The sequence below is a fragment of the Kineococcus arenarius subsp. arenarius genome (assembly GCF_050871845.1).
Taxonomy (GTDB): domain Bacteria; phylum Actinomycetota; class Actinomycetes; order Actinomycetales; family Kineococcaceae; genus Kineococcus.
In genome coordinates this window covers 1-26,592 of record NZ_JBJLSE010000033.1, presented here as the reverse complement: position 1 = coordinate 26,592, position 26,592 = coordinate 1, and the positions used below count along the sequence as shown (strand labels likewise).

Annotated in this window: 20 protein-coding genes and 1 pseudogene; 8 read left to right on the top strand and 13 right to left on the bottom strand. The window is 76.6% G+C overall.

Annotation, left to right across the window (positions count from 1 at the left end; translation table 11 throughout):
• The first annotated feature begins 3 nt into the window (after positions 1 to 3).
• Together ACRYM0_RS10210 and ACRYM0_RS10205 are read left to right on the top strand one after the other, a co-directional pair.
• Positions 4 to 2,552 (top strand): annotated as a pseudogene (locus ACRYM0_RS10210) (phosphoribosyltransferase domain-containing protein).
• On the top strand, positions 2,549 to 3,463 hold the full coding sequence (locus tag ACRYM0_RS10205; protein ID WP_432504681.1) for an HAD family hydrolase: 915 nt from the start codon (positions 2,549 to 2,551) through the stop codon (positions 3,461 to 3,463). Before ACRYM0_RS10210 ends, ACRYM0_RS10205 begins: the two are co-directional and overlap by 4 nt.
• On the opposite strand, the gene panB is transcribed toward ACRYM0_RS10205, so the two are convergent.
• Together panB and ACRYM0_RS10195 are read right to left on the bottom strand one after the other, a co-directional pair.
• The gene (panB, locus tag ACRYM0_RS10200) at positions 3,409 to 4,230 is read right to left on the bottom strand and encodes a 3-methyl-2-oxobutanoate hydroxymethyltransferase (RefSeq protein WP_432504679.1); all 822 of its coding nucleotides are present in this window, start codon (positions 4,228 to 4,230) and stop codon (positions 3,409 to 3,411) included. The genes ACRYM0_RS10205 and panB overlap by 55 nt on opposite strands.
• Positions 4,227 to 6,041 carry an NAD+ synthase gene (locus tag ACRYM0_RS10195; protein ID WP_432504677.1) on the bottom strand — a complete coding sequence of 605 codons (1,815 nt, stop codon included), beginning with the start codon at positions 6,039 to 6,041 and terminating at the stop codon, positions 4,227 to 4,229. The genes panB and ACRYM0_RS10195 overlap by 4 nt, the downstream gene beginning before the upstream one ends.
• 149 nt (positions 6,042 to 6,190) lie before the next feature.
• Here ACRYM0_RS10195 and ACRYM0_RS10190 point away from each other — a divergent pair, with 149 nt between their 5' ends.
• The 3 genes from ACRYM0_RS10190 (at position 6,191) to ACRYM0_RS10180 (ending at position 10,958) form a co-directional block, all read left to right on the top strand.
• Positions 6,191 to 7,534, top strand: coding sequence for a glutamine synthetase family protein (locus ACRYM0_RS10190; RefSeq protein WP_432504675.1), 1,344 nt, complete (start codon positions 6,191 to 6,193; stop codon positions 7,532 to 7,534).
• Complete coding sequence (locus ACRYM0_RS10185; RefSeq protein WP_432504672.1) at positions 7,531 to 10,632, top strand: bifunctional [glutamine synthetase] adenylyltransferase/[glutamine synthetase]-adenylyl-L-tyrosine phosphorylase; 3,102 nt, start codon at positions 7,531 to 7,533, stop codon at positions 10,630 to 10,632. Before ACRYM0_RS10190 ends, ACRYM0_RS10185 begins: the two co-directional genes overlap by 4 nt.
• Before the next feature lie 92 nt (positions 10,633 to 10,724).
• Positions 10,725 to 10,958, top strand: a complete 234-nt coding sequence (locus tag ACRYM0_RS10180) for a hypothetical protein (protein WP_432504669.1) — start codon at positions 10,725 to 10,727, stop codon at positions 10,956 to 10,958.
• 76 nt (positions 10,959 to 11,034) lie between these two features.
• Here the strand turns inward: ACRYM0_RS10180 and fgd are convergent, their stop codons facing one another.
• The 4 genes from fgd to glnA form a co-directional block, all read right to left on the bottom strand.
• Complete coding sequence (gene fgd / locus ACRYM0_RS10175; protein ID WP_432504714.1) at positions 11,035 to 12,030, bottom strand: glucose-6-phosphate dehydrogenase (coenzyme-F420); 996 nt, start codon at positions 12,028 to 12,030, stop codon at positions 11,035 to 11,037.
• 124 nt (positions 12,031 to 12,154) lie between these two features.
• A complete protein-coding gene (locus tag ACRYM0_RS10170) occupies positions 12,155 to 13,852 on the bottom strand; it encodes a dihydroxyacetone kinase subunit DhaK (RefSeq protein ID WP_432504667.1) in 1,698 nt (565 codons plus the stop codon).
• 64 nt (positions 13,853 to 13,916) lie between these two features.
• Positions 13,917 to 14,237 (bottom strand): STAS domain-containing protein, encoded by a 321-nt coding sequence (locus ACRYM0_RS10165; RefSeq protein ID WP_432504665.1) that lies wholly within the window; start codon positions 14,235 to 14,237, stop codon positions 13,917 to 13,919.
• Between the two features lie 112 nt (positions 14,238 to 14,349).
• Positions 14,350 to 15,774, bottom strand: coding sequence for a type I glutamate--ammonia ligase (gene glnA / locus ACRYM0_RS10160; RefSeq protein ID WP_432504663.1), 1,425 nt, complete (start codon positions 15,772 to 15,774; stop codon positions 14,350 to 14,352).
• 208 nt (positions 15,775 to 15,982) lie between these two features.
• Here glnA and ACRYM0_RS10155 point away from each other — a divergent pair, with 208 nt between their 5' ends.
• Positions 15,983 to 16,432, top strand: a complete 450-nt coding sequence (locus ACRYM0_RS10155) for an RDD family protein (protein WP_432504661.1) — start codon at positions 15,983 to 15,985, stop codon at positions 16,430 to 16,432.
• A gap of 34 nt (positions 16,433 to 16,466) precedes the next feature.
• Here ACRYM0_RS10155 and ACRYM0_RS10150 read toward each other — a convergent pair whose 3' ends face one another.
• The 3 genes from ACRYM0_RS10150 to ACRYM0_RS10140 all read right to left on the bottom strand — a co-directional run bounded on the left by ACRYM0_RS10150 (position 16,467) and on the right by ACRYM0_RS10140 (position 19,777).
• Positions 16,467 to 17,198, bottom strand: coding sequence for a DUF4191 domain-containing protein (locus tag ACRYM0_RS10150; protein ID WP_432504659.1), 732 nt, complete (start codon positions 17,196 to 17,198; stop codon positions 16,467 to 16,469).
• A gap of 82 nt (positions 17,199 to 17,280) precedes the next feature.
• The gene (gene lipA / locus ACRYM0_RS10145) at positions 17,281 to 18,297 is read right to left on the bottom strand and encodes a lipoyl synthase (protein WP_432504657.1); all 1,017 of its coding nucleotides are present in this window, start codon (positions 18,295 to 18,297) and stop codon (positions 17,281 to 17,283) included.
• A 76-nt stretch (positions 18,298 to 18,373) separates the two neighbouring features.
• A complete protein-coding gene (locus tag ACRYM0_RS10140; protein WP_432504655.1) occupies positions 18,374 to 19,777 on the bottom strand; it encodes a serine hydrolase domain-containing protein in 1,404 nt (467 codons plus the stop codon).
• A gap of 52 nt (positions 19,778 to 19,829) precedes the next feature.
• On the opposite strand from ACRYM0_RS10140, the gene ACRYM0_RS10135 reads away from it, so the two are divergent.
• Complete coding sequence (locus ACRYM0_RS10135; RefSeq protein WP_432504654.1) at positions 19,830 to 20,753, top strand: LLM class F420-dependent oxidoreductase; 924 nt, start codon at positions 19,830 to 19,832, stop codon at positions 20,751 to 20,753.
• A 28-nt stretch (positions 20,754 to 20,781) separates the two neighbouring features.
• On the opposite strand, the gene lipB is transcribed toward ACRYM0_RS10135, so the two are convergent.
• The 3 genes from lipB to ACRYM0_RS10120 form a co-directional block, all read right to left on the bottom strand.
• Positions 20,782 to 21,429: a lipoyl(octanoyl) transferase LipB gene (lipB, locus tag ACRYM0_RS10130; protein WP_432504713.1), complete on the bottom strand. Its 648-nt coding sequence runs from the start codon at positions 21,427 to 21,429 to the stop codon at positions 20,782 to 20,784.
• Between the two features lie 86 nt (positions 21,430 to 21,515).
• Complete coding sequence (locus ACRYM0_RS10125) at positions 21,516 to 22,253, bottom strand: Type 1 glutamine amidotransferase-like domain-containing protein (RefSeq protein ID WP_432504652.1); 738 nt, start codon at positions 22,251 to 22,253, stop codon at positions 21,516 to 21,518.
• Entirely contained in the window at positions 22,243 to 23,616 is a 1,374-nt protein-coding gene (locus ACRYM0_RS10120) for an NAD(P)/FAD-dependent oxidoreductase (RefSeq protein WP_432504650.1), read from the bottom strand. The genes ACRYM0_RS10125 and ACRYM0_RS10120 overlap by 11 nt, the downstream gene beginning before the upstream one ends.
• Positions 23,617 to 23,683: 67 nt before the next feature.
• Between ACRYM0_RS10120 and ACRYM0_RS10115 the strand changes: the two genes are divergently transcribed.
• Positions 23,684 to 25,600, top strand: coding sequence for a serine/threonine-protein kinase (locus tag ACRYM0_RS10115; RefSeq protein WP_432504648.1), 1,917 nt, complete (start codon positions 23,684 to 23,686; stop codon positions 25,598 to 25,600).
• A 13-nt stretch (positions 25,601 to 25,613) separates the two neighbouring features.
• Here ACRYM0_RS10115 and ACRYM0_RS10110 read toward each other — a convergent pair whose 3' ends face one another.
• Positions 25,614 to 26,510, bottom strand: coding sequence for a TIGR01777 family oxidoreductase (locus ACRYM0_RS10110; protein WP_432504646.1), 897 nt, complete (start codon positions 26,508 to 26,510; stop codon positions 25,614 to 25,616).
• Between the last annotated feature and the right edge of the window lie 82 nt (positions 26,511 to 26,592).

Below are 26,592 nucleotides of genomic sequence, written 5' to 3'. Positions count from 1 at the left end.
ACGCTGGACGCGTGGGCCGGCTCGTGGGTCGAGGACCGGCTGGACGTCCGGCTGGACGGCCCGCCCGGCGCGGACGGGCTGCACGTGCGCGACCTGCTGGGGCTCGCGCTGCGGCGCAACCCCCGCCGCGCGCACCTGCTGGTCTCCGCGGTGCTGGGCAAGCACGTGCCCACCGACCCCCGTCTGGTGCGGGCGGCGGGGCTGCGGCTGGGGGCGCTGGCCGCGACGGCGCTGGGCGCCCCCGCCCGGCAGGGCCCACCCGCCGCCGCCTGGCGAGCGGCCCTGGCCGGGGACGGCCCGGCGGCCCGGCAGGTCCTGGACGCCGCGGTGGCCACCGGTGCACCGGTGGCCGGTGCCCTCGTCGTCGGGTACGCCGAGACCGCCACCGGGCTGAGCCAGGCGGTCGCCGAGGCCCTGGGGGCAGCCTGCCTGCACTCCACCCGGCGCGCGGTCCCCGGCGCCGGCGGCTACGCCGGTTTCGAGGAGGAGCACTCCCACGCCACCGGCCACCAGCTGCTGCCCGCCGAGCCGGAGGTGCTGGCCCGCCTGGCGGACCCGGCCTCGCCGCTGGTGCTCGTCGACGACGAGCTGTCCACCGGCCGCACCGTCGCCAACACGCTGCGGGCGCTGCACGCCCGCACGCCGCGCGAGCGCTACGTCGTGGCCTCCCTGGTGGACGTGCGCTCCGGCGCGGACCACGAGCGGCTGGACGCGCTGGCCGCCGAGCTGGGTGCGCGCGTCGACGCGGTCGCCCTGGCCGCCGGCGGCGTGCGGCTGCCGCCGGACGTGCTGGCCCGCGGGGCGCGGCTCGTCGCGGCCGCGGCAGCCCCCGACCCGCGCGAGCGCCCGGCGCCGGCCGCGGCGCCGCTGCCCGTGGGCTGGCCGGCGCGGGTGCCCACCACGGCGCGCTTCGGCACCGCGCCGCGGCACGCGGCCGCCGCGGCCGCCGCCGACCTCGCCGGCCCCGCGACCGCGGAGCTCGCGGGCGCCGGGGACGTGCTGGTGCTGGCCAGCGAGGAGCTCATGCACGCCCCGCTGCTGCTGGCCGGGCAGCTCGCCCAGCGGCTGACCGGGACCGTCCGGTTCTCCTCCACCACCCGCTCCCCGGTCCTGGCCGTGGACGCCGAGGGCTACGCCGTGCTCTCCTCCGTGGCCTTCCGCAGCCACGACCCGGCCGTGGACGGCCCCGGTGTGCGCTACGCCCACAACGCCGACCGCACCGTGCGCGGCGAACCGCCCTGGGGTGCGCTGGTGCTCGTCGTGGACTCCGCCTCCGACCCCGCCGCCCTGCACGCCCCCGACGGCGCCCTGGCCGCCCTGGCGCCGCTGGCCGAGCGCCTGCACCTGGTCACCCTGCCCGCCGACGTCTGGAGCCCGCACCCGTGAGCACCGCCCTGCCCGAGCCGCTGCGGGGCCCCGCCTTCTCCAGCTACGCGCCCGACGAGGTCGCCTGGCTGCTCACCGACCTGTCGGGGGTGGCGCTGGAGGCGCCCGCCGAGGAGCGCGAGGAGGCCGTGCAGTCCGGCGGCGCCCACTACGCCGAGTCCCTGCCGGTGGAGTACGTGCCCAGCGCCGAGTACGGGGCGCTGTTCGAGGCCGCCCTGCAGCGCACGGCGCGCCGCGTGGCCCTGGGCGTCGGCGTGGTCGCCGGGCTGCTGCGCGCCGAGCGCGGCGAGGACCTCGTGGTGGCGTCGCTGGCGCGCGCCGGCACGCCGGTGGGGGTGCTGCTGCGCCGCTGGGCGGCCCGCGACGGCCTGGACTGGCCGCACTACGCGGTCTCCATCGTGCGCGGTCGCGGCATCGACGCCCTGGCGCTGCGCTGGCTGGCGGCGCACCACGACCCGGCGCGCGTGGTGTTCCTCGACGCCTGGACCGGCAAGGGCGCCATCGCCCGGGAGCTGTCGGCGGCGCTGACGGCCTGCGGGGTGGGCGGCTTCCGCGACGACCTGGCGGTGCTGGCGGACCCCGGCTCGTGCGTGCGCACCTTCGGCAGCCGCGAGGACTACCTGGTGCCGTCGGCGTGCCTGAACTCCACCGTCTCCGGCCTGGTCAGCCGCACCGTCCTGAACGACCGCCTCATCGGGCCGGGCCGCTTCCACGGCGCGAAGTTCTACGCCGACCTGGCCGGCGCGGACGTCTCGAACCGCTTCCTGGACGTGGTGTCCGGGTTCTTCGACGACGTGGCCGGTGAGGTCCCCGCCGCCGTGGAGGCCGTGCGGGCGGGGGAGCGCGAACCCACCTTCGCCGGCTGGGCGCAGGTGGAGCGGATCTCCGAGGAGTTCGGCATCGGGGACGTGAACCTCGTCAAACCCGGTGTGGGGGAGACCACGCGGGTGCTGCTGCGGCGGGTGCCGTGGCGGGTGCTGGTGCGCCCGGACGCGGAGCTGGAGCACCCCGGCGACCTGGCGCACCTGCGGCTGCTGGCCGACCAGCGCGGCGTCCCGGTGCAGGAGGTGCCGGGACTGGCGTACAGCGCCGTCGGCCTGATCCACCCGAGGTACACGCGCGGTGCCACCGGTGCGGACGGGCGCGTGGCGCAGGTGGCGTCGTGAGCGGGGACGGCGCCGGCAGCGGTGTGCTGGCGGCCAGCGACCTGGACCAGACGCTGGTGTTCTCCGAGCGCTCGGCCGGCGCGGACGTCGCCGGCCTGGTGCCGGTGGAGGAGTACGAGGGCCGCACGATCTCCTGGGTGACGCCCGGGGCGTGGGAGGTGCTGGGGGAGCTGGTGGCCTCGGGGGCCTTCGTGCCCGTGACCACCCGCACCCCGGAGCAGTACCTGCGCATCCGCTGGCCGCAGCGGCCCCCGCGCCTGGCGGTGTGCGCCAACGGCGGCGTCCTGCTCGCCGACGGTGCACCGGACGAGGCGTGGACGGCGCAGGTGCGCCGGACCCTCGGCGGCTGCGCGCCGCTGGAGCGCGTGCACGCCGAGGTCGCCCGGGCCGTGGGCCGGGCGCGCGACGCGGTGCCGGGCTCGGCCGAACCGGCCGTGCGGGACGTGCCCGGGCTGTTCTGCTACGCGGTGCTGCGCGACGGTCAGCGCCCGGTGCTGGAGGGTTCGCTCCTCGGAGAGCTGACCGTCCTGCTGGACGGCTGGGGGTACGCGGTGTCCCTGCAGGGCCGCAAGCTGTACGCGGTGCCGCGGCCGCTGACGAAGTCCGCCGCGGTGGCCGAGGTGGCCCGCCGCGGCGGGTTCACCGGTTTCGTCGCCGCGGGCGACTCGCTGCTGGACGCCGACCTGCTCGTGGCCGCCCGGGCCGCGGTGCGCCCGGGCCACGGGGAACTGCTGCGCGCCGGCTGGGAGCACCCGGGGGTCCGGCTGCTGGACGCGACCGGGGCGGCGGCGGGGGAGGAGACGGCCCGCTGGCTCCTGGCGGCGGTGCGCGGGACCCCTCGCCCGGCGCGGCCGGCTCAGAACGAGTGCTCGGGCCCCGGGAACGTTCCCGCGCGCACGTCCTCGGCGTAGGCGCGCGCCGCCTCGCCGAGCGCACCGCGCAGGTCCGCGTACCGCTTGACGAACCGCGCGGTGCGCTCGGACAGCCCCGCGAAGTCCTGCCACACCAGCACCTGCGCGTCGCAGCCGGCGCCCGCGCCGATGCCGACGGTGGGGATCGCCAGGGTGCGCGTCACCTGCTCGGCCACGTCCGCCGGCACCATCTCCAGCACCACCGAGAACGCCCCCGCCTCCGCGACGGCGCGCGCGTCGGCCACCACCGCGTCGGCGGCCTCCCCGCGGCCCTGCACCCGGTAGCCCCCCAGGGCGTGCTCGGCCTGCGGGGTGAACCCCACGTGCCCCATGACGGGGATCCCCGCGTCCACCAGCGCGCGCACCCGCGAGGCGCTGCGCACCCCGCCCTCCAGCTTCACCGCGTGCGCGCCGCCCTCCTTCATCAGCCGCACGCCCGAGGCCAGCGCCTGCTCGTCGGAGGCCTCGTACGTGCCGAACGGCAGGTCCGCCACGACCAGCGCGTGCGGGGCGCCGCGCACCACCGCGCGCACCATCGGCAGCAGGTCCTCCAGCGTCACGCCCAGGGTGCTGGGCATCCCCAGGACCGTGTTGGCCGCGGAGTCGCCCACCAGCAGCGCCGGGACGCCCGCCTCGTCGAAGACGGCGGCGGTCAGCGCGTCGTAGCTGGTGAGCATCGCCCAGCGCTCGCCGCGCTCCTTCATCGCCGCGAGGTGGTGCACCCGGGTGCGCCGGCGCGGTGCGGGCTCCTCGCTCGCGTAGCTCACGGCAGCGCCTGCCGGGCGGCGTCGCCGGGCACCACCGGGGGCGCCAGCTGCGGGCCCGCGGACGGTTCGCGCCAGCGGCTGGAGATTGGCAGGCGGCGGTCGCGGCCGAACGCCTTGTAGGAGATCTTCGGGCCCGGCGCGAACTGCCGGCGCTTCCACTCCGCGCGGTCCACCAGCGTCACCACGGAGTCGACGACCGCGGCGTCGAAGCCCTCCGCCAGCATCTCCGCGCGGCCGCGGTCGCCCTCGACGTAGTCCTCCAGGATCGCGTCCAGCACCTCGTACGGCGGCAGGGAGTCCTGGTCGGTCTGGTCCGGGCGCAGCTCCGCCGACGGCGGCTTGGTGATGGTGCTCTCCGGGATCGGCGGCTGCTCACCGCGCTCGGCGGTCTGCGCGTTGCGCCAGCGCGACAGCTCCCACACCAGCGTCTTGGGCACGTCCTTCAGCGGTGCGTACCCGCCCACGGAGTCGCCGTACAGCGTGGAGTACCCCACGGCCAGCTCGCTCTTGTTGCTGGTGGCCAGCGCCAGGTGGCCCTCCTGGTTGGCCAGGCCCATCAGGGTGGTGCCGCGCACCCGCGCCTGCAGGTTCTCCTCGGCCACGCCCGTCAGCGGCACCGTGCCCAGGAACGCCTCGACCATCGGCGCGATGGGGTACTGGCGGTACTCGAACCCGCAGCGGCGCGCCAGCTCCTCGGCGTCGTCGCGGGAGTGCTGCGAGGAGTACCCCGAGGGCAGCGAGATCCCCACGACGTTCTCCGCACCGATCGCGTCGCACGCCAGCGAGGCCACCAGCGCGGAGTCGATGCCGCCGGACACCGCGACGATCACCGAGCGGAACCCGTTCTTGCGCACGTAGTCGCGCAGGCCCAGCACGAGCGCGGCGTGCACGTCGGCGACGTCCGGCAGCGGCTCGTGGTGCACCGCCTCGCGCGGCTCGTACGCGGGCACCGGGTAGTCGCTGACCGTCACCCTGCGCACGCCGCCCACCCAGTCCGGGGACGTGTCCGCCGCCGGCAGGTCCAGGTCGGCCACGACGAGCGCCTCGGTGAACTGCGGCCCGCGCGCCAGCACCCGCCCGCCGGCGTCCACCACGAGGGAGTCGCCGTCGAAGACGAGCTCGTCCTGCCCGCCGACGGCGTTGACGTAGGCGATGGGGCAGCCGGCCTCCGCCGCGCGCCGCTCCACCAGCTCCAGGCGCACGTCGTCCTTGTTGCGCTCGTACGGGGAGGCGTTGAGCACCGCCAGCAGGCCCGCCCCGGCGTCGCCCGCCTTCTGCACCGGCCCGCCGTCCTGCCACAGGTCCTCGCAGATCGCCACGGCCACGTCCACCCCGCGCACCCGCGCCACCAGCAGGTCCTCGCCGGGCACGAAGATGCGGTACTCGTCGAAGACGCCGTAGTTGGGCAGGTGGTGCTTGGCGCACCGGGCCACGACGCGCCCGCGGTGCAGGACCGCGGCGCAGTTCTGCGGCAGGTCGCGCCGGCCGGTGGGGCCGCCCGGCGGGGTCAGGCCCGACTCCGGCTCGGGCGTGCGGTCCACGTAGCCGACGACCACGACCAGCTCGCCGTTGCCGTCGTCGGCCAGCTCCGCGGCCAGCCGCCCCAGCGCCCGCTTGGAGGCGTCCACGAAGGAGCGGCGCAGCGCCAGGTCCTCCACCGGGTACCCCGTCACGGCCGTCTCGGGGAACAGCGCCAGGTGCGCGCCGTCCTCCGCGGCGCGCCGCGCCCACTCCCGCACCGAGCGCACGTTCCCGTCGAGGTCGCCGACGGTCGTGTCGACCTGCGCCATGGCCACCCGCAGCTGAGGCATGCCGCTCACCCTAGTGAGCGCCGTCACGGACCCCGCGACCACCCGCCGGGCGGGGGCTCCGGGGTGCCGGCGCGGGCATGGGGGAGGATGTCGCCGCAGGGCGCCGACGACCGCCGGTGCCCCGGTGAGCGACGACGGGAAGGGTGGCCATGGACCGCCAGCAGGAGTTCGTGCTGCGCACGCTGGAGGAGCGGGACATCCGCTTCGTCCGGCTCTGGTTCACCGACGTCATCGGGACGCTGAAGTCGGTGGCCATCGCCCCGGCCGAGCTCGAGGGCGCCTTCGGCGAGGGCATCGGCTTCGACGGCTCCGCCATCGAGGGCCTCTCGCGGGTGTCGGAGTCCGACATGCTCCTGCAGCCGGAGCCGTCGACCTTCCAGGTGCTGCCCTGGCGCACCAGCGACGACCACCAGGGCACCGCGCGCATCTTCTGCGACATCCTCACGCCCGACGGGCAGCCGGCCCGCTCCGACCCCCGCAACGTGCTCAAGCGCGCCCTGGACCGCGCCGCCCAGCACGGCTACACCTTCTACACGCACCCCGAGATCGAGTTCTACCTCTTCAAGGGGCCCCTGCAGCGCGGTGCCGTGCCCGAGCCGGTGGACTACGTCGGGTACTTCGACAACCACCCCGGCGGCACCACGACGGACTTCCGCCGCGAGGCGATCTCGGTGCTGGAGAGCATGGGCATCTCGGTGGAGTTCAGCCACCACGAGGGCGGCCCCGGGCAGAACGAGATCGACCTGCGCTACGCCGACGCCCTGACGACCGCGGACAACGTCATGACGTTCCGCACCGTGCTGAAGGAGGTCGCCGGGGAGATGGGGCTGTACGCCAGCTTCATGCCCAAGCCCCTGGAGAACCAGCCCGGCTCCGGCATGCACACCCACCTCTCGCTCTTCGACGGCGACGCCAACGCGTTCTACGAGGCCGGCGCCGAGTACCAGCTCTCGCGCACCGGCCGGCAGTTCATCGCCGGCCTCCTGCGCCACGCCGCGGAGATCACCGCCGTGACCAACCAGTTCGTCAACTCCTACAAGCGCCTGTGGGGGGGCGGGGAGGCCCCCAGCTTCGTCAGCTGGGGCCACAACAACCGCTCCGCGCTGGTGCGGGTGCCGATGTACAAGCCCAGCAAGGCCCAGTCCGTGCGGGTGGAGTACCGCGCACTGGACTCCGCCTGCAACCCCTACCTCGCCTTCGCGCTGCTGCTCAGCGCGGGGCTGAAGGGCATCGAGGAGGGCTACGAGCTGCCCGACGGCGCCGAGGACGACGTGTGGGCGCTCACCGACGCCGAGCGCCGCGCCATGGGCATCGAGCCGCTGCCCCAGAGCCTGGAGCACGCCGTCTCCGTCATGGAGCGCTCCGAACTGGTCCCCGAGGTGCTCGGCGAGGGCGTCTTCGACTTCTTCCTGCGCAACAAGCGCGCCGAGTGGGCCGACTACCGCGCGCAGGTCACGCCCTTCGAGCTGCAGCGCTACCTCCCGCTGCTGTGAGCACCGGGCCGGGCCGCCGTTCCAGCGCCACCGCGCAGCTGGCCCGGGCGGGGTTCGCCGACCCCGCCCGCGGCCTGCAGCTGCTGCGCGACCCCGCGTTGGCCGACGTGGTGCGCGCCGGTGGCGGCGACGAGCCGCTGACGGACGAGGCCACCGCCGCGCTGGTGCGCGCCCTGGGCCGCACCGCCGACCCCGACCAGGCGCTGCTGGGGCTCGTGCGGTGGGCCGAGGCCCTGGCCGCGTCGCCCCCCGCGGACCCCGCCGCCGGGGCGCGGGCCGCGCTCGAGGTGCTGCGCCGCGGTGACGACCCCGGTGCCGCCGGCACCCGGGCGCGGCTGCTGGCGGTGCTGGGCGGCTCGGTGGCGCTGGGCGACCACCTCGTGCGCCACCCCGGCCACTGGACGGTGCTGTCCTCCGGCGTCGCGCCCGGAGCCGGTGAGCTGCGCGCCGAGCTGCTGCGCGCGGTCGGCGCCGACCCCGCCGCACCGGTGCCGGTCGCCGCCGACGCCTCGGCGGGCGAACCCGGCGCCGGCGCGCTGCGGGTGGCCTACCGCCGCCGGCTGCTCGGCCTGGCCGGGCGCGACCTGTCCGCGCCCGACCCCACCGCCGTGCTGCACGAGACCGCCGCCGAGCTGGCCGACCTGGCCGCCGCCGCGCTGGAGACCGCCCTGGCGCTGGCCCGCGCCGAGCTGCCCGGCGGCGGTGCGGAGTGCCGCCTGGCCGTCATCGGCATGGGCAAGGCCGGTGGCCGCGAGCTGAACTACCTCTCCGACGTGGACGTCGTGCACGTCGTCGAGCCCGCCGACGGCGCCGAGGAGGCCGAGGCGCTGCGCACCGGCACCAAGCTGGCCGCCACGCTGCAGCGCATCTGCTCCGCACCCACCGCCGAGGGGTCGCTGTGGGAGGTCGACGCCGGGCTGCGCCCGGAGGGCAAGCAGGGCCCCCTGGTGCGCACCCTGGCCAGCCACCTGGAGTACTACCGCCGCTGGGCGAAGACGTGGGAGTTCCAGGCGCTGCTGAAGGCACGCCCCCTCGCCGGGGATCCCGCCCTGGGGCAGGAGTACGTGCGCGGCATCGCCCCCATGGTGTGGAGCGCGGGGGAGCGCGAGGGCTTCGTCGAGGACGTCCAGGCGATGCGCCGCCGGGTGGAGTCCCTCATCCCCTCCAAGGACGCCGAGCGCCAGCTCAAGCTCGGCAGCGGCGGGCTGCGCGACGTGGAGTTCTCCATCCAGCTGCTGCAGATGGTCCACGGGCGCACCGACGAGCGGCTGCGCACCAGCGCCAACACGCTGGAGGCCCTGGACGCCCTCGCCGCCTACGGCTACGTCGGCCGCCACGACGCCGGGGAGCTGGACCGCGACTACCGGCTGCTGCGCTCGCTGGAGCACCGCGTCCAGCTGCACCGCCTGCGCCGCACCCACGTGCTGCCCACCGCGGAGGCCGACCTGCGCCGCCTGGGCCGTTCGATGGGCCTGCGCGGCGACCCCGTGGCCGCGCTCGACGACGTCTGGCGCGGCACCCGCCGCGACGTGCGCCGGCTGCACGAGAAGCTCTTCTACCGCCCGCTGCTGTCGGCGGTGGCGAGGCTGTCGGCCGCCGACGCGCGCCTGGACGCCCAGCTCAGCCCCGAGGCGGCGCGCGCACGCCTCGCCGCACTGGGCTACCGCGACCCCGCCGGGGCGCTGCGGCACCTGGAGGCCCTGACCTCCGGCGTCAGCCGCCGCGCCAGCATCCAGCGCACGCTGCTGCCCGTCCTGCTCGGCTGGTTCGCCGACGGCGCCGACCCCGACGCCGGGTTGCTGACCTACCGCCGGGTCTCCGAGGCCCTGGCCGGCAGCCAGTGGTACCTGACGATGCTGCGCGACTCCGGTGCGGCCGCCGAGCGCCTGGCCTCGGTGCTGTCCGCGGCGCGGATGCCCGCCGAGCTGCTGCTGCGCAGCCCCGAGGCGGTCGCGGTGTTCGCCGACGACGACCGGCTGGCGCCCTACGACGTCTCGGAGGTGATCGCCGACGCCGCCGCGGCCGCCGCCCGGCGCGCCGAACCGTCCACGGCGGTGCTGGCCGTGCGCGGCGTGCGCCGCCGCGAGTTGTTCCGCACCGTCGTGGCCGACCTCGTGGGTGCGCGCGACCTCGCCGGGGTGGGCCGGGCCCTGGCCGACGCGGACCAGGCCGTCCTGGACGTCGCTCTGCGCGTCAGCGCCCGGGAGGTCGAGCGGCGCAGCGGCAGCACCCTGCCCACCCGGCTGCTCGTGGTGGGCATGGGCCGCCTGGGCGGTGCCGAGACCGGCTACGGCAGCGACGCGGACGTCCTCTTCGTGCACGACCCGCTGCCCGGCGCGGCGGAGACCGAGGCCCAGCGGGCGGCCACCGAGGTCGTCGCCGAACTGCGCCGCCAGCTCGGCTCGCCCGGGCCCGAGCCGGCGCTGGAGGTGGACGCCGACCTGCGCCCGGAGGGGCGCAGCGGGCCGCTGGTGCGCTCGCTGTCCAGCTACCGCGCCTACTACGAGCGCTGGTCGCAGCCCTGGGAGGCGCAGGCGCTGCTGCGGGCGCGGCCCGTGGCCGGCGACGCCGACCTCGGCGAGGCGTTCCTGGAGCTGGTGGACCCGCTGCGCTGGCCCGCGGAGGGGCTCGCCGAGGCCGACGTGCGCGAGGTGCGCCGCATCAAGGCGCGGGTGGAGGCCGAGCGGCTGCCGCGCGGGGCGGACCCGCTGCGCCACCTCAAGCTCGGCCGCGGCGGCACCGCCGACGTGGAGTGGACCGCCCAGCTGCTGCAGCTGCGCCACGCCGGTGAGCACGAGGCGCTGCGCACCACCTCCACCGTCGGCGCCCTGCACGGGGCGGTGCGCTGCGGGGTGCTGGACGCCGAGGACGCCGAGGTCCTCGTCGGCGCCTGGACGCTGGCCTCGCGCGCCCGCAACGCCGTGGCGCTGTGGCGCGGCAAGCCCGGGGACTCGCTGCCCACCCACGTGCGCGACCTCGACGGCGTCGCCCGGCTGTTCGGGTTCGAGCCCGGGTCGGCGGGGGAGTTCGAGGAGCTGTACCTGCGCACCACCCGCCGCTGCCGCGCGGTGGTCGAACGCGTCTTCTACGGGCGTTGAGCCCGCGCCGCATGATCCTCGCCGGGGCGGGGTAGGGGACCGGCGACGCCGCTCCCCGCGGCGACCGGCGGAACCGACAGGAGAGGAACGACGTGAGCCAGGACCCCGACCAGGACATCGAGCTCGAGGACGTCGGCACCGGCGAGGCCGCCAAGCGCGTCGGCCAGGCACCCACGGCCACCGACGTGGACGACCCCGAGCGCTCGTCGCGCAACACCGCGGCCGGCACCGGCTCCCAGCCCGGCGAGGGCCGGGTGCAGCCGGCGGCCGACGAGGGCGTGGACCCCTCGGCGAGCATCGAGCCGCACAACGAGGGCCGGGTCTGACGGACCCGGATCCGGTGGGCGGCCCCCGGTGCCCGCAGCGGGCACCGGGGGCCGCGCCCACCGGCGCGCGGCCCGATCAGCCGGCGCGCAGCAGCGGCACCACGTCCGCGGCGAACTGGCTCAGGAACCGCGACTGGTCGTGGCCGGGGGCGTGGAAGACCAGGTGGGTGAAACCGGCGTCGACGTACTCCTGCACCGCCTGCGCCACCTGCGCGGGGTCGGAGGCCACGATCCAGCGCTTGGCGACCTGCTCGATCGGCAGCTGGTCGGCCAGGCGCGCCATCTCCACCGGGTCGTGCACGCTCGCCTTCTGCTCCGGCGTCAGCGACAGCGGTGCCCAGAAGCGGGTGTTCTCCAGCGCCCGGGCCGGGTCCTCGTCGAAGGACAGCTTGATCTCGATGGTGCGGTCGATCGAGGCGGCCTCGCGCCCCGCGGCGGCCAGGCCCTCCTCCAGGGCGGGCAGGAGCGTCTCTCGGTACAGGTCCATGCCCTTGCCGGAGGTGCAGATGTAGCCGTCGCCGGCCCGGCCGGCGTACTTGGTCACCCCGGGCCCGCCACCGGCGACGTAGATCGGCACCGGGGAGCTGGGCCGGTCGTACACGGTGGCGTCGTGCAGGCGGTAGAACTCGCCCTCGAAGGTGACGCGCTCGTCGCTCCACAGCGCCTTGATCAGGCGCACCGCCTCGCGCAGGCGCGCGAACCGCTCCTTCGCCTCGGGGAAGTGCACGCCCACCGCGGTCTCGTTCAGGGCCTCGCCGGTGCCGATGCCGAGGATCACCCGGCCCGGGGCCAGGCAGCCCAGGGTGGCGAACGCCTGGGCGATCACGGCGGGGTTGTAGCGCAGCGTGGGGGTCAGCACGCTGGTGCCCAGCTGCACCCGCGAGGTCCTCGCCGCCACCCACGGCAGCCAGGTCAGCGCCGCCGGGGCGTGACCGTCCACGTGCCGCCAGGGCTGGAAGTGGTCGGAGATCCACACCGAGTCCAAGCCGGACTCCTCGGCCTGCACGGCGAAGTCCGCCAGCTGCCCGGGGTCGAACTGCTCTGCCGACGCCTTGTACCCCAGCCTCAGCACCTGCCCGTGCGTGTCCACCGTCTGCGTCACCGCTGCCCCGCCTCCCCGTCGCCCGCACCGCTCGCGTCGCCGCCAACCTAGCCGCCGGGCCGGGCGGCACCCGGGCGGGGCCCGGGCGAGGGCTTCAGCCCCAGCGCCCCGCCAGCTCGCCGGCCAGGTCACCCGCCGGCTCCACGGCGTCGGCGAGCGCCGCCAGCACCAGCGCCACGCCGACCGCACCGGCGTCCGGAGTGCCGACGGCGCGCTCGCCGACGTAGCTGGCCCGGCCCCGGCGGGGGGTCATGGCCGCGGTGGCCTCCGCACCGTCGGCGGCGGCGCGCACCACGTCCGCGAGCGCACCGCCCGCCCCGGCGCCCGCCACGAGGGCGTCGAGCACCGTGCGATCCCCGGGCTGCGCGCCGCCGACGCGGGTCACCGCACCCGCCGCCTCCCGCAACCCCTCGCGCAGCGCGTCCGCGCCCGGTTCGCCGGCCTCGAACGCCGTGCGCACCTGCTGCAGGACCAGGCCGAACAGCGGGCCGCTGGAACCGCCCACGTCGTCCAGGAACGCGGACTCCGCGGCGCGCAGGCCCGCCACCACGCCCTCGCCGGGGCCCCGGCGGGCGGCGGCGCGCACCCCGGAGGCGAGGTTGTCGCCGAAGTCGCCGTCGCCGCCGACCCGGTCCAGGCGCGTCAGGACGCCGTGCAGGCGGGCGACCAGCGCGTCCAGGCCCGACACGAACGCGTTCTCCCCGCCGCCGGGGCGCCCGGGATCCCCGCTCGCGGGAGCGGTCGGTGCCGCGCCCACCGGCTCGGCCACCGGCAGCGCCGTCGCCGTGGGCGCACGCAGCAGCTCCAGCCACCCCGGCGCCAGCGCCGTCAGGGTCACCGAGAAGCCGCGCATGTCCAGGGCCGCGACGTACGTGCCGGCGAAGGCGGCGGCCACCGGCGCACCCCGCTCCCCGAGGCGGTTCACGACCCGGTCCAGCACGGCGTGCAGCTCCAGGCCGGTGGCCGCGCCCAGGCCGTTGACGAGCACCGCGACCCCCTCCTCACCGGCGGGCACGTGCTCCAGCAGCTGATCGACCACCCGGTCCACGACCTCCGCGGCCGGCCGGCGCTCGACGGTGCTGACGGCGCGCTCGCCGTGGATGCCCACGCCGTGCTCCAGCTCCCCCTGCGACAGCTCGAAGGCGGGCCCCGTCCCGCCGGGCACGGTGTGCGCACGGGTGGCCACCGCGAGGCTGCGCGAGGCCGCGACCACCCGCCGGCCCAGGTTCGCCAGCTCCGCCAGCGACGCGCCGCGGTCCGCGGCCGCGCCGAGCACCTTCTCCACCAGCACGGTCGCGCCCGTGCCGCGCCGGCCCGTCGCCGAGCCCTCCACCTCGGTGGCGAGGTCGTCGTCGACGAGCACGGTGTCGACCTCGACGCCCTCGGCGCGCAGCCGCTCGGCGGCGATGCCGAAGTTGATGACGTCGCCGGTGTAGTTCTTCACCACCAGCAGCACCCCGCCGGGCTTCGCCGCGGCCCGCGCGGCGGCGTGCACCTGGCGGTTGTGCGGGGAGGCGAAGACCTGGCCGGGCACGGCGGCGTCGAGGCCGCCGCGACCCACGAACCCCGTGTGCAGCGGTTCGTGGCCGGAGCCGCCGCCGGAGACGAGCGCCACCCGCCGCGCCAGGTCGGGGGAGGTGGCGAGCACGTGCGCGGGGCCCAGCGAGACGCTCAGGCTCGCGCCGTGCGCGCGGGCCAGGCCGGCCAGCGCCGAGGCCACGGTGTCGGGGGAGGGCAGGAACCAGTCGGAGGTGGCGGCCGCGTCGCGCGCCGGGATCTGCTCGTCGCTCACGGGGCCCACTCTGCTCGCCGCGGCAGCGGTGCACCAGGCCCGGGGCGGGTCAGCCCGGGGCGGGTCAGCCCGGAGCGTCCTGCTCCTCCTCGCGCACGTCCAGCAGCGAGCCGATGCGCGTCTTGGTGATGAGGAAGCGCACCACGGGCGGCGGGCTCAGCAGCGCCACCGGCGGCCGCGCGGTTCGCGAAGCCAGCCGAGCCAGGAAGCCCACGCCGGTGGAGTCCATGAACGTGACCTCGCGCACGTCCACCACGATCGGCTTCTCGCGCGCCAGCACCGCCGAGCAGGCCGTGGCCAGCTCCGCGCCCAGGGTGGCGTCCACCTCGCCCGACAGCAGCACGCGGGTCTCGTCGACGTCGGCGATGACGACGACGCGTTCCACGGGCCCGACAGTAGGGCAGGGGCGGGTGCCGCGCGAGCCCGGCCGGGGGACGCCGCGGGCCCGGCACCTGCGGTGCAGGTGCCGGGCCCGGGTGACGATCAGGCCGCGAGGCTCAGATGTCGAAGTACATCTCGAACTCGTGCGGGTGCGGGCGCAGACGGATCGGGTCGACCTCGTTGGTGCGCTTGTAGTCGATCCACGTCTCGATCAGGTCGGAGGTGAACACACCGCCGTCGAGGAGGTACTCATGGTCCTCCTCGAGCTTGTCGAGGACGTCGGGCAACGAGTACGGGACCGTCTTGATGTTGGCGTGCTCCTCCGGCGGGAGCTCGTACAGGTCCTTGTCGACCGGGGCGGCCGGCTCGATGCGGTTCTTGATGCCGTCCAGGCCGGCCATCAGCTGCGCCGAGAACGCCAGGTACGGGTTCGCCGACGGGTCCGGCACACGGAACTCCAGGCGCTTGGCCTTGGGGGAGTTGCCCGTGATCGGGATGCGGATGCAGGCGGAGCGGTTGCGCGCCGAGTAGACCAGGTTCACCGGCGCCTCGAAGCCGGGCACCAGGCGGTGGTACGAGTTCACCGTCGGGTTGGTGAACGCCAGCAGCGACGGCGCGTGGTGCAGCAGGCCGCCGATGTACCAGCGTGCCAGGTCCGACAGGCCGCCGTAGCCCTTCTCGTCGTAGAAGAGCGGCTCGCCGTCCTTCCACAGCGACTGGTGGCAGTGCATGCCCGAGCCGTTGTCGCCGAAGAGGGGCTTGGGCATGAAGGTGACCGTGCGGCCGTTGCGCCACGCGACGTTCTTGACGATGTACTTGAAGAGCAGCACCTGGTCGGCGGAGTTCTTCAGCGTGTCGAACTTGTAGTTGATCTCGGCCTGGCCGGCGGTGCCGACCTCGTGGTGCGAGCGCTCCACGGTCAGGCCGGCCTTCTCCAGCTCCACGCACATCTCGTCGCGCAGGTCGGCGAAGTGGTCGACCGGCGGGACGGGGAAGTAGCCGCCCTTGTAGCGGGTCTTGTACCCGCGGTTGCCACCCTCCTCGGAACGACCGGTGTTCCAGGCCGCCTCGACGGAGTCGATGTGGTAGTACGACTCGCGCTGGTTCGTCTCGAACCGGACGTCGTCGAAGATGTAGAACTCCGCCTCGGCGCCGAAGAAGACGGTGTCGGCGATGCCCGTCGACTTCAAGTGGGCCTCGGCCTTGGCCGCGATGTTGCGCGGGTCGCGGCTGTAGGGCTCGTCGGTGAACGGGTCGACGATCGAGTGGTTGATCACCAGGGTCTTCTCGGCCCGGAACGGGTCGATGAAGGCGGAGGTCGGGTCCGCGATCAGCTTCATGTCCGACTCGTGGATCGCCTGGAAGCCGCGGATCGAGGAGCCGTCGAACATCTGGCCCTCGGTCAGGGCTTCCGCGTCCACCGATGCGGCCGGCACGTTGAAGTGCTGCATGACGCCCGGCAGGTCGCAGAAGCGGATGTCGACGAACTTGACGTCCTCATCCTTGATGTACTTCAGGACCTCTTCGGAGTTGCTGAACATCCAACCTCCATGCGCGGAACCGGCTCGGCGCTCGAGCCGCCGTGGACGCGCCGACGCTAGGGGGGCGTCGTTTCGCCCCCGTTGCGCCGGTGTTTCGGCCACGTTACCGAGGTGGTCGCGGGCGCGACAGGGGTGGTCCCCCCGGGCCTGTGCCCGTCGGGCCCCGGCCGCGCCCGGCGGCGGCCCGCGCGGCGCTTAGGCTGACGCCGTGAGCGAGAGCCGGCCCCGCACCGCAGCGCACGACCCGCGACGCGGCGGCGGCGGGGAGCAGGTGCCCGGCGTGCGCCTCGGCCTGCCCGCCACCGGCCGCGGCTCCGTGCCCGGCTGGGGGCGGCGCGCTGCCGGGCTGGCCGTGGACTGGGTGGTGGCCACCCTCATCGGCCGCGCCTTCCTCGCCGACGCCCTGGGGCGCGACTTCGCGCCCCTGGTGGTCCTCGTCGTCATGCACTGGCTGCTGGTGTCCACGATCGGCACGACCATCGGCCACGCCCTCGCCGGCACGGCGGTGCGCCGCACCGACGCCCCGGTGCCCGTCGGCTTCGCCCGCGGCGCGGTGCGCGCGGTGCTCCTGGCGCTGGTGGTCCCCGCGGTGGTCTGGGACGCCGACCGGCGCGGGCTGCACGACAAGGCCGCCGGCACCGTCGTCGTGCGACGGTGACCGGCGGCCCGGGGGTGCGCTCGGGGGGGCGGGCTCAGCGCCCGCGCATGGCCCGGCGGTCGGGCCGGGCGCGCAGCGGGTCCACGCCCTGCGGCACGGGGGCGCGCACGCCGCCCAGGGCGCGCAGCCGCTTGCTGACCGCCGCGACCTCCTGCTTGGTCAGCGTCGGCTTCAGGCGCTGCACGCGCGAGGCCAGCTTGCGCAGAGGGACCTCGCCCTCAGCGCCGCCGTCGCCCACGGTGAAGAGGTGCACCGGCACGTTGGGCGCCACGCGCGCCACCTTGCGGCGCTCGCCCTCCAGCAGCTTGCGCACGCGGGTGGGCGGGCCGTCGCCCACCAGGACGATGCCGGCCCGGCCGACGGCGCGGAACACCATGTCCTGGTTGCGCGGCTCCACGGCCACCGGCTCCTGGTCCACGGTCCAGCCGCGCCGGATGGAGCTCAAGGCGGCCCCCGCGGCGCCCTTCTGGCCCTCCAGGCTCACGTAGGCGGCGCGCTCGGCGCGGCGGCCCAGCAGGAACATGCCGGCCAGGACACCGACCATGATCCCCAGCAGGGGGAAGTAGATCCAGTGGCCGGTGAGCAGGCCGATCACGACGCCCACGAGGATCGGCCCGCCGACGGCCAGCAGCATCCACCACTTGGTCGCGGGGTCGGCCCGCACCGTCATGTCGTAGACCTGCTTCAGCTGACGGAGCCGCTTCCACCGCTGCTTCTTCGGCTTCGGTGCCGGGGTCGCGCCCGCGGGCGTCTCACGTCGTGCCATGCGGCCAAGGATACGGCTCGCGGGCAGGGCCCCCCACCGCCCCGCGCACGCGCCGGGTGGTGGGGAGGAGGGCGCCCAGGGGTCAGCGGGCCAGCAGGCTGGCTGCCTCCTGCGCCGCCGGCACCTCGCGGTCCAGGTGCGCCAGGTGCTCCGGGATCGGCACGCCGCGCCGGCGCATGGCCTGGGCCCACAGCCGCCCCGCCCGGTAGGAGGAACGCACCAGCGGACCGGCCATCACCCCGGCGAACCCCAGCCGCTCCGCCTCGGCGGAGAACTCCACGAACCGCTCCGGCTTCACCCAGCGCTCCACCGGGTGGTGGCGCGGGCTGGGCCGCAGGTACTGCGTGATCGTGATGATGTCGCAGCCCGCACCGCGCAGGTCGGCCAGCGCCTCCACGACCTCCTCGTCGGTCTCACCCATGCCGAGGATGAGGTTGGACTTCGTCACCAGGCCCGCGTCGCGGCCCTGCGTGATGACGTCCAGCGAACGCTCGTAGCGGAACGCCGGGCGGATGCGCTTGAAGATGCGCGGCACCGTCTCGACGTTGTGGGCGAACACCTCCGGAGCGGCGTCGAACACCTGCTGCAGCAGCTCGGGGCGGCCGTTGAAGTCCGGCACGAGGATCTCCACGCCCGTGCCGTGCCCGTCCTCGCCGCCGTTGAGGGCGTGGGTCTGGCGGATCGTCTCGGCGTACAGCCAGGCGCCGCCGTCGTCGAGGTCGTCGCGGGCGACACCCGTGATCGTGGCGTAGCGCAGGCCCATCGTGCGGATGCTCTCCGCCACCCGTCGCGGTTCGTCGCGGTCCAGCGGCGACGGCTTGCCGGTGTCGATCTGGCAGAAGTCGCAGCGCCGCGTGCACTCCGAACCACCGATGAGGAACGTCGCCTCGCGGTCCTCCCAGCACTCGTAGATGTTGGGGCAGCCCGCCTCCTCGCACACCGTGTGCAGGCCGCCGGACTTCACCAGGCCCTTGAGCTCGGTGTACTCCGGGCCGGTGCGGGCCCTGGTGCGGATCCAGGACGGCTTGCGCTCGATCGGCGTCTCGGCGTTGCGCGCCTCGACGCGCAGCATGCGCCGTCCCTCGGGTGCGATCGTCACGCGCCCAGCCTACGTCCGTCCGGAGCCGCCGCCGCGGGGGCGGCGGGCGACGTCCGTCACGTCGGGACCCGGCGCGTCACGGGCGCCAGCCCGCCGGGTCCACACCGCCGGGCACGTCGGCGTCCGGGTCGTAGGGGGTGCGGGTCAGGCGGAAGCTCGCCAGGTCCAGGTGGACCACCGCGCCGTCGGCACCGCGCACCGGCCGCAGCACCTCACCGGCGTAGTAGTCGTCCAGGCCGCGCCAGGTGCCCGTCGCGGTGTCCCGCTCGAAGCGCGAGGCGCGCGCCCGCCCCGTCATCCCGCTCAGCTCCAGCGTGCCGCCGGGCCCCGCGCGCAGCAGCAGCGGCGCCGGACCCCAGTACCAGGGGCCGACCAGCTCCAGGACGTCGGCGTCCACCGCCCGCGGCCGCCACGGGCGCGGGGCCGCGGGCTCGGCCTGCGAGAACGCCGCCAGCAGCCGCACCGGCAGGTCCCCGAAGCCCGTCGTGGAGTTCGTCAGCGCCAGCACGGCGTCGGAGGTCTCCACGTCCACCCGCAGCATCGCCACGAACCCCGGCATGGACCCGGAGTGCCCCGCGAAGCGCCGGCCGTCGGCGTTCCACAGCTGCAGGCCCAGGCCGTACCCGGCGCCCCACGCCGCCCCGCGCGCGTCGTCCACGACCTGCGGCTGCCGCATCGCCTCGGCCGTCCCGCGGCGCAGGACCCCCGCCCCGTCCGCCACCACACCCGCCCAGCGGGCCAGGTCCGGCACCGTGGACCACAGCTGGCCGGCCGGGGCCATGGCCCCGGCGTCGTGCTCCGGCTCGGGCAGCACCGCGTCCGCCCACGGGTGCACCGCGAACCCCTGCGCCGCCGGCGCCTGCGGGCGGGTGCCGGTGCGGTCCATGCCCAGCGGCCCGAGGAACTGCTGCGCCACCACCTCGTCCCACGTCGCACCCCGCAGCCGCCCCAGCAGTTCGCCCAGCACGCCGTAACCGAGGTTGGAGTAGTGGAAGCGGACCCCGGCGCGGTGCCGCAGCGCCCCCGGTCCCAGCAGGGGCAGCAGTTCGCGCCAGTCCCCGCCGGGGGTGCGCTCCCACCACGGCCCGTCCGTCTCCGCCTGCAGGCCCGAGGCCTGCCCCAGCAGCTGCCCCACCGTCAGCGCCCCGACCCCGCCGGTGCCCAGCTCCGGCAGGTGCGCACCCAACGGGTCGTCCAGCCCCGCCAGGCCGTCCTCCACGCAGCGCAGCACGCCGGCGGCCACGAACGTCTTGGTGATCGAGCCGATGCGGTACTGCGTGTCGAGGGTCGGCGCGGACCCGCCGGCAGCGTCGCTCACGGCGGTGCCGGCCGCACCCGTCCACACCAGCTGCCCCCCGCGCACGACCCCGGCCACCACCGAGGGCAGCCGGTGCTCGACCTGCGCCGTGGCGAGCAGGTGCTCCAGCGAGCGGGCGGTGGTGGGCAGCACGGGGGGCTGGGGGGCGGGGGCGGTCGTCACGAGGACGACCCTGCCAGAGCGCACCCGCGCCGCGCCGGGCAGGATCGGTGGCGTGGACCTGCGCATCTTCACCGAACCCCAGCAAGGCGCCAGCTACGAGACCCTGCGTCGCGTCGCCGTCGCCTCCGAGGAAGCCGGCTACGACGCCTTCTTCCGCTCCGACCACTACCTGACGATGGGCGGCGACGGCCTGCCCGGCCCCACCGACGCCTGGACCACCCTGGCGGCGCTCGCCCGCGACACCTCCCGCGTGCGCCTGGGCACCCTGGTCACCTCCGCGACGTTCCGGCACCCCGGCGTGCTGGCGATCCAGGTCGCCCAGGTCGACGAGATGTCCGGCGGGCGCGTCGAGTTCGGCCTGGGCACCGGCTGGTACGAGCAGGAGCACGCCGCCTACGGCATCCCGTTCCCGCCGCTGAAGGAGCGCTTCGACCGCTTCGCCGAGCAGCTCCAGATCATCACGGGCCTGTGGAGCACCCCGGTGGGCGAGACGTTCGACTTCACCGGCGAGCACTACCGGATCGAGGGCTCGCCCGCGCTGCCCAAGCCCGCCCAGGCGAAGATCCCCCTGATCGTCGGCGGCGGCGGCAAGCGGCGCACCCCGGCGCTGGCCGCGCAGCACGCCGACGAGTTCAACCTGCCCTTCGCCGAGCTGGACGACACGCGCGCGGCCGTGAAGCGCGTGCGCGAGGCGTGCGAGGCGCGTGGGCGCGACGCCGGCGAGATCACCTTCTCCGCGGCGCTGGTGCTGTGCTGCGGCCGGGACGAGGCTGAGGTCGTTCGCCGGGCCGAGGCCATCGGCCGCGAACCCGCGGAGCTGCGTGAGCACGGCCTGGCCGGCACGCCCGCCGAGGTCGTGGAGACCATCGGCCGCTACGCCGAGGTGGGCATCACCCGCTTCTACCTGCAGGTCATGGACCTGTCCGACCTGGAGCACCTGGACCTGGTCGCCCAGGAGGTCCGCCCGCAGCTGTGAGCCGCGGCCGGCGGCCGGGCGGGTCGGCTCAGCCCGCCAGCCCCGCCGCCGGCAGCAGCTCCTCCACCGCGGCGGCCGCCTCGAGCACGCCCACGTGCCGGCCCGACGCCGACGACAGGCTCGCCACCCCGGCGTCCGGCAGCCCGCACGGCACGATCGTGGTGAAACCCGCCAGGTCGGTGTCGCAGTTCAGCGCGAAGCCGTGCATCGTCACCCCGCGCGCCACCCGCACCCCGATCGCCGCGACCTTCGCCTCGCACCGCCCACCGGGTACCGCGGGCGAGCCCGTGGCCACCCACACCCCGGTGCGCCCGGGCACCGTGAACGCCGCCACGCCGAAGCGCGCCGCCACGTCGATGAGCAGCCGCTCCACGCGGCGCACGTACCCCACGACGTCCATCGGGGAGCGCAGCCGCACCAGGGGGTAGCCCACCAGCTGCCCCGGCCCGTGCCAGGTGATGCGCCCCCCGCGGTCCACGTCCACCACGGGGGTGCCGTCCACCGGGCGCTCCCACGAGTTCGTCCGCTTGCCGGCGGTGTACACGGGCTCGTGCTCCAGCAGCAGCACCGTGCCGCCGCGCCCGCCGGCGGCGACCTCGGCGTGCAGCGCGCGCTGCAGCTCCCACGCCTCGCGGTAGTCCACCAGGCCCTCGCCCAGGCGCACCCTCCGCACCACCGGAACGCCCGCACCGCCCGCCGCCCCGCCCGCCGTGCGCTCCGTCGTCGTCGCCACCCGCGCAGCGTACGTCCGCGCTGGCGCGCTCAGGAGAGCAGCCGGCGCGGCTCCAGCCTGGTCTCGACGACCTCGCCGCCGGCCTCGCGGCGCACCACGTACGCGCCCTTCCCGTCGACCTCGGCGACCGCCTCGACCAGCTCGGTGCCCGCGTACACCAGGCCCACCCCGTCGTCGGTGCAGTGCGTCTCGCCGAGGGTGCCCCCGCCCACCAGGGCGTGCACCAGCGGCCGCCGGCGCGCTTCGGAGTCGTAGTGCACCCCGTTGCCGTACGGCAGCAGTCCCAGCCCGTTCGTCACCGCGCGCAGCTCCGGACCGAAGGAGTCGGTCGTGCCGCCGGTGAACCAGCAGATCGACCCGGCGCTCACCCCGCCCAGCACCACGCCCGCCTCCCAGGCTGCGCGGAACGCGGTGTCCAGGCCGTGCACCCGCCACACTGCCAGCAGGTTCGCCACCGACCCGCCGCCGACCCACACCACGTCGGCGTCGAGCAGGTGCAGCGCCGGGTCCTCCACCGACGGCATGGGGAAGAGGTCCAGCACCGTGGTGTCGAACCCGGCGCGGGCACCGGCGGCGTGCACCTCCGCCGCCCACGTGCGCTGGTCGCCCCCGGCGGTGCCCAGGTAGGTCAGGCGCGGGCGGCGGGTCGCCGGCACCCGCGCCAGCCGCACCGCCTCCAGCGCGGTGCCCGCCCAGTCCAGGCCGCCCCGCTCGCGCCGCCGCCACCCCGCGGAGGTGGCGACGATCGTGGGCCGCTCAGCCGGCACGGCGGCGCCCCATCCCGAGCCGGGTCAGGACGGCGTCGGCGGCGCGGCGGCCCGCCACCAGCGCGCCCTGCTGCGAGGGGTTCTCCCGGTGGTCGCCGGTGACGAAGATCCCGTCGCCGACCTCCACGGGCCGCGGGCCGTCGAAGGGCGGCGGCAGCGCGGGCAGGGCGTGCGGGAGGTCGTGAACGGCGATCAGCTCCCACGCGGCGGTGTCCGCGCCGTAGACGCGGCCCAGCTGGGCGCGCACCCGCGCCTCGCTGGCCGCGGAGGCCTCCCGGCCCAGCACCAGGGCGCTGACCAGCCCGCGACGGTCGCCGGCGGGCACGTAGCTCGGCGCGACGGCGGAGACCACCGCGGTGTTGACCACCGGCCCGCCGCGCTCGCCGTCCAGGTGCAGCAGCTTCTCGCGCGAGGCCGGCGCCGGCGAGGAGGGCGTGACGTACCAGAACGCCGTCAGCGCGTGCGCCTCCGGCACGGGCAGGCCCGGCACCAGGTGCCCGGCCGCGCCGGCCTCGGTGGCCACGACGATCGCCTGCGCGTTCACCCCGCCGGCGGTGGTCTCGGCGACCAGCGAGCGCGGGGCCAGGCCGAGGTGGCGCACCTCGGTGCCCAGCACCACGGAACCCGCCGGCAGGGCGGCGGCGAGCTGGTCCGGCAGCGCCTGGACCCCACCGGCCGGCAGACCGGGCGTGCCGCGCAGGAAGCTGCGCACCACCAGGTCCACGAAGCGGCGCGAGGTCGTGCCGTCCACCTCGCCGAGCACGCCCGCCAGGAACGGCTCGACGACCGACCACCGCAGCTCGCCGTGCACGCCCGCCTCGTCCAGCGCCTGCCACCAGCCGGAGTCGGGGTCCTTGAGGTCGCCGGGGCCGGTGAGCTTGAGCACCCAGCGCGCCACGGCGGCCTTGTCCTTGACCCCGCCGAAGGGGAAGCGCAGCGCCTCCACGGCGCCCGCGGGGTGCCGGCGCGGGTCCCGGACCGCGGACACCCGGCCGCCGCGGTGCACCGCGACCCCCGCGTCGAACGGCTGCAGGTCCAGGGCGGCGACGTCCAGCACGTTGTGCAGCTCCGGGTAGGCCGGGTTGACCAGCTGGAAGCCGCGGTCGACGCGGAAGCCGTCGACGAGGTCGGAGCGCACCCGGCCCCCGACGCCGTCGGAGGCCTCCACCACGGCCACCTCCACGCCCGCCGCGCTCAGGTGCTTCGCGCACGCCAGGCCCGCCAGCCCGGCACCCACGACGACGACGTCCGCGGTGGGGGGCAGCTGCGGGGAGGGCACGGCGGGCGACGGCGAGGCCTTCCCCGACGCGATCGCCGGGAGCAGGGGGTCCGACCGGTCCGGGGAGGTGGCGCTGGGGATCACCCCCCGAGCGTATCGAGGCTGTGGATGACGAGCGCGGCCATCCCGCGCTCTGCGGTTCCCTGTCCTCGTGCCCCTCGACGACGTCCCACCCGGCGACCTGCCCGGCGACCTGCCCGGCCACCCCCTGCTGACCCCCTCGGGGGAGCCGGTCGGGGGTGTGCGCACCGTGCGCCGCGGCCGGCACGCCGCCCCGGCGGGCGAGGTGGCCGGTGGCGCCGGGGCCGGTGTCGCGGGCGCCGTGCGCGAGGCGCGGCGGGCGGCGCTGGCCGCGCTGGGGCAGGACCCCCGCAGGGTGCCCCCGCGGGTCGACGGCTACGACGTGCGGCACCTGCTGGGAGCCGGCGGCTCGGCCGTCGTGTGGGCCGGTGCCGGACCCGACGGGGTGCTGCGCGCGCTGAAGGTCCTGCAACCGGCCGACGAGGGCGTGGACCCGGACGGCACCGGCCCGGACGGCGCCGACCCCGCCCAGGGGCTGCTGCACGAGCTGTCCCTGCTGCGCCGGGTGCGGCACCCGCGCGTGGTGGCGGTGCACGACATCTCCCGCGACGACGCCGGCCGGCCCGTCCTGGTGCTGGACCTGGCGCCCGGGGGGAGCCTCGCGCAGGTGCTGCACCAGCGGCGCCGGCTGGGCGCCGCCGAGGTGGTGGGGCTGCTGAACGTGCTGGGCCCCGCGCTGGAGGAGCTGCACTCCGCCGGCGTGGTGCACGGCGACCTCGCCCCCGGCAACGTCCTGGTCGACGCCCGCGGGGAACCGCTGCTGGCGGACCTGGGCCTGGCGCGGGTGCTGGGCCGCCGGCACGGCAGTGTGCTCGGCACCCCCGGTTTCGCCGATCCCGCCGTGCTGGGCGGCGGGGACGTCGACGCCGCTGCGGACGTGTACGGCTTGGCCGCCGTGGCCTGGTGGGCGCTGACCGGGCAGGCACCCGCCGCCGGCGGCGCGGGCGCGAGCCGGCGCGCGGCCCGCCGCGCCGGCTCGCAGCTGCCCGCCGGCACCTCCGCCGAGCTGCTCGGCGTGCTGCGCACCGGGTTGCAGCGCAAGCCGTCGCGCCGGCCGACCCCCGGGGAGCTGGCGCAGGCGGCGGCCGGGTGCGCCCAGCCGCGGCCGGTGCGGGCGGCGGTGCGCACCTGGGGCGACGGCGACCCCCTGCGGCGGCCCGTCGAGGCCGCGGGCGAGCCGGCCCCCGGGGCGGCGACCACCGGCCCCGCCGCCGCGTCCGCACCGGTCACCCGGCCCGTGCGCGGGGCCGCCCCAGGGGTGCCGGCCACCACCGGAGCGCGGAAGACCGGGGCGCGGGAGACCGGGGCGCGGGAGCGCGGCACCCGCGCGGTGCGGCCCGCGCGCCGGCCGCACCGCCGGCTCCTGCTGGGAGCCGGGGCCGCGCTGTGCACCGCGGCCGCCCTGGGCGCCGTGCTCGTCCTGCGGCCGGGGACCCCGGCCGCCGGCGCGGCCGGTGCCGCCGCGCCTGCCGCGCCCGCCGCGCCCGCCGTGCCCGCCGCGGAGGTCGTCGTCCCCGGCGCCCCCGGCCCGGCGCAGACCCTCGCCGGGCCGGTCGTCGCCGCCGCACCGGCCGGCGAGGAGGGCGCCGAGGAGGTCGGCGCTCGCGTCCTGCGCGGGGGCGACCCCGGTGCCGTCGTGCGCGAGCTGGCGGCCCGGCGCGCCGACGCGCTGCGCGAGCTGGACACCGCGGCGCTGGAGGCGGTGGACGCCCCCGGGTCGGCGGCGCTGCGCTCCGACACCGCCCTGCTGCAGCAGGCGCGCGACGGCGGCACCCGGTGGTCGGGGCTCGGGTTCGACGTCGTCGGCGTGGTGGTCGAGGAGGCGGCGCCGGGGCGGATGGTCGTCGTGGCCGATGTGGTCACCCAGGCGCACGAGGTCCTCGGCGCCGGGGCGGAGGTCACGAGCGTGCCGGCCTCCGCGCCGCGGACGTCCCGGCTGACGCTCGTGCGCGTCGAGGGGCAGTGGCGGGTGCAGGAGGTGGGGTGAGCCGCGGCTGCGCTCAGCCGGTGGCGCCGGCCAGCCAGGAGGTCACGGCGGCCGCGTCCGGGTGGCGGAAGCGGAACCCCGCGCCCACCAGGGCTCGCGGGACCACCCGCTGGCTGGCCAGGACCTCCCCGGCGAACTCCCCGAGCACGAGGCGCAGCGCCGGTGGCGGGACGGCCAGGACGGCGGGGCGGTGCAGCGCGCGACCCAGCGCCCGTGTCACCTCGGCGTTGCGCGCCGGTTCCGGGCAGGCCAGGTTCACCGGCCCGGCCAGCGGGTGTTCCAGCAGGAAGGCCAGGGCGGCGACCTCGTCGGGCGTGGAGATGAGGCTCCACCAGTGCCGGCCGGTGCCCAGGCGGCCGCCCAGCCCGAGCCGGAACAGCGTCAGCAGCTGCTCGAAGGCGCCGCCGGCGGGGTCGGCGACCAGACCGGTGCGGGCCAGCGCCACGCGCACGCCCGCCTCGGCGGCCGGGCGGGTCTCCTCCTCCCACCGGGCGACGACCTCGGCGAGGAAGCCGGTGCCGCGCGGGGCGTCCTCGGTCAGCACGGCCTCGCCGGCATCGCCGTAGGCGCCGATGGCCGAGGCGTTGACCAGCACCCGGGGCGGGGCGTCCAGGGCCAGCAGCGCCCGCACCAGCGTGCGGGTGGAGTCCACCCGCGAGGACAGCACGAGCTCCTTGTAGGAGCTGCTCCAGCGGTGGTCGCCGACACCGGCGCCGGAGAGGTTCACCGCGGCGTCGACGGCGCCCAGCTGCGCGGGGTCCAGCTCGCCGGCGGCGGGGTCCCACCGGACCTCGCCCGGCCCGCCGGGCGCCCGGCGCACCAGGGTCACCACCTCGTGCCCCTGCGCGCGCAGGTGGCGCACCAGGGGCCGGCCGATGAGGCCGCTGGCCCCGCTCACCACGACGCGCACCGCTCGTCCTCTCCTCGACGTCCACTGCCGCTGGGACCCTCCCACGACGCGCACGGCCCCGCTCCCGGGAGGGAGCGGGGCC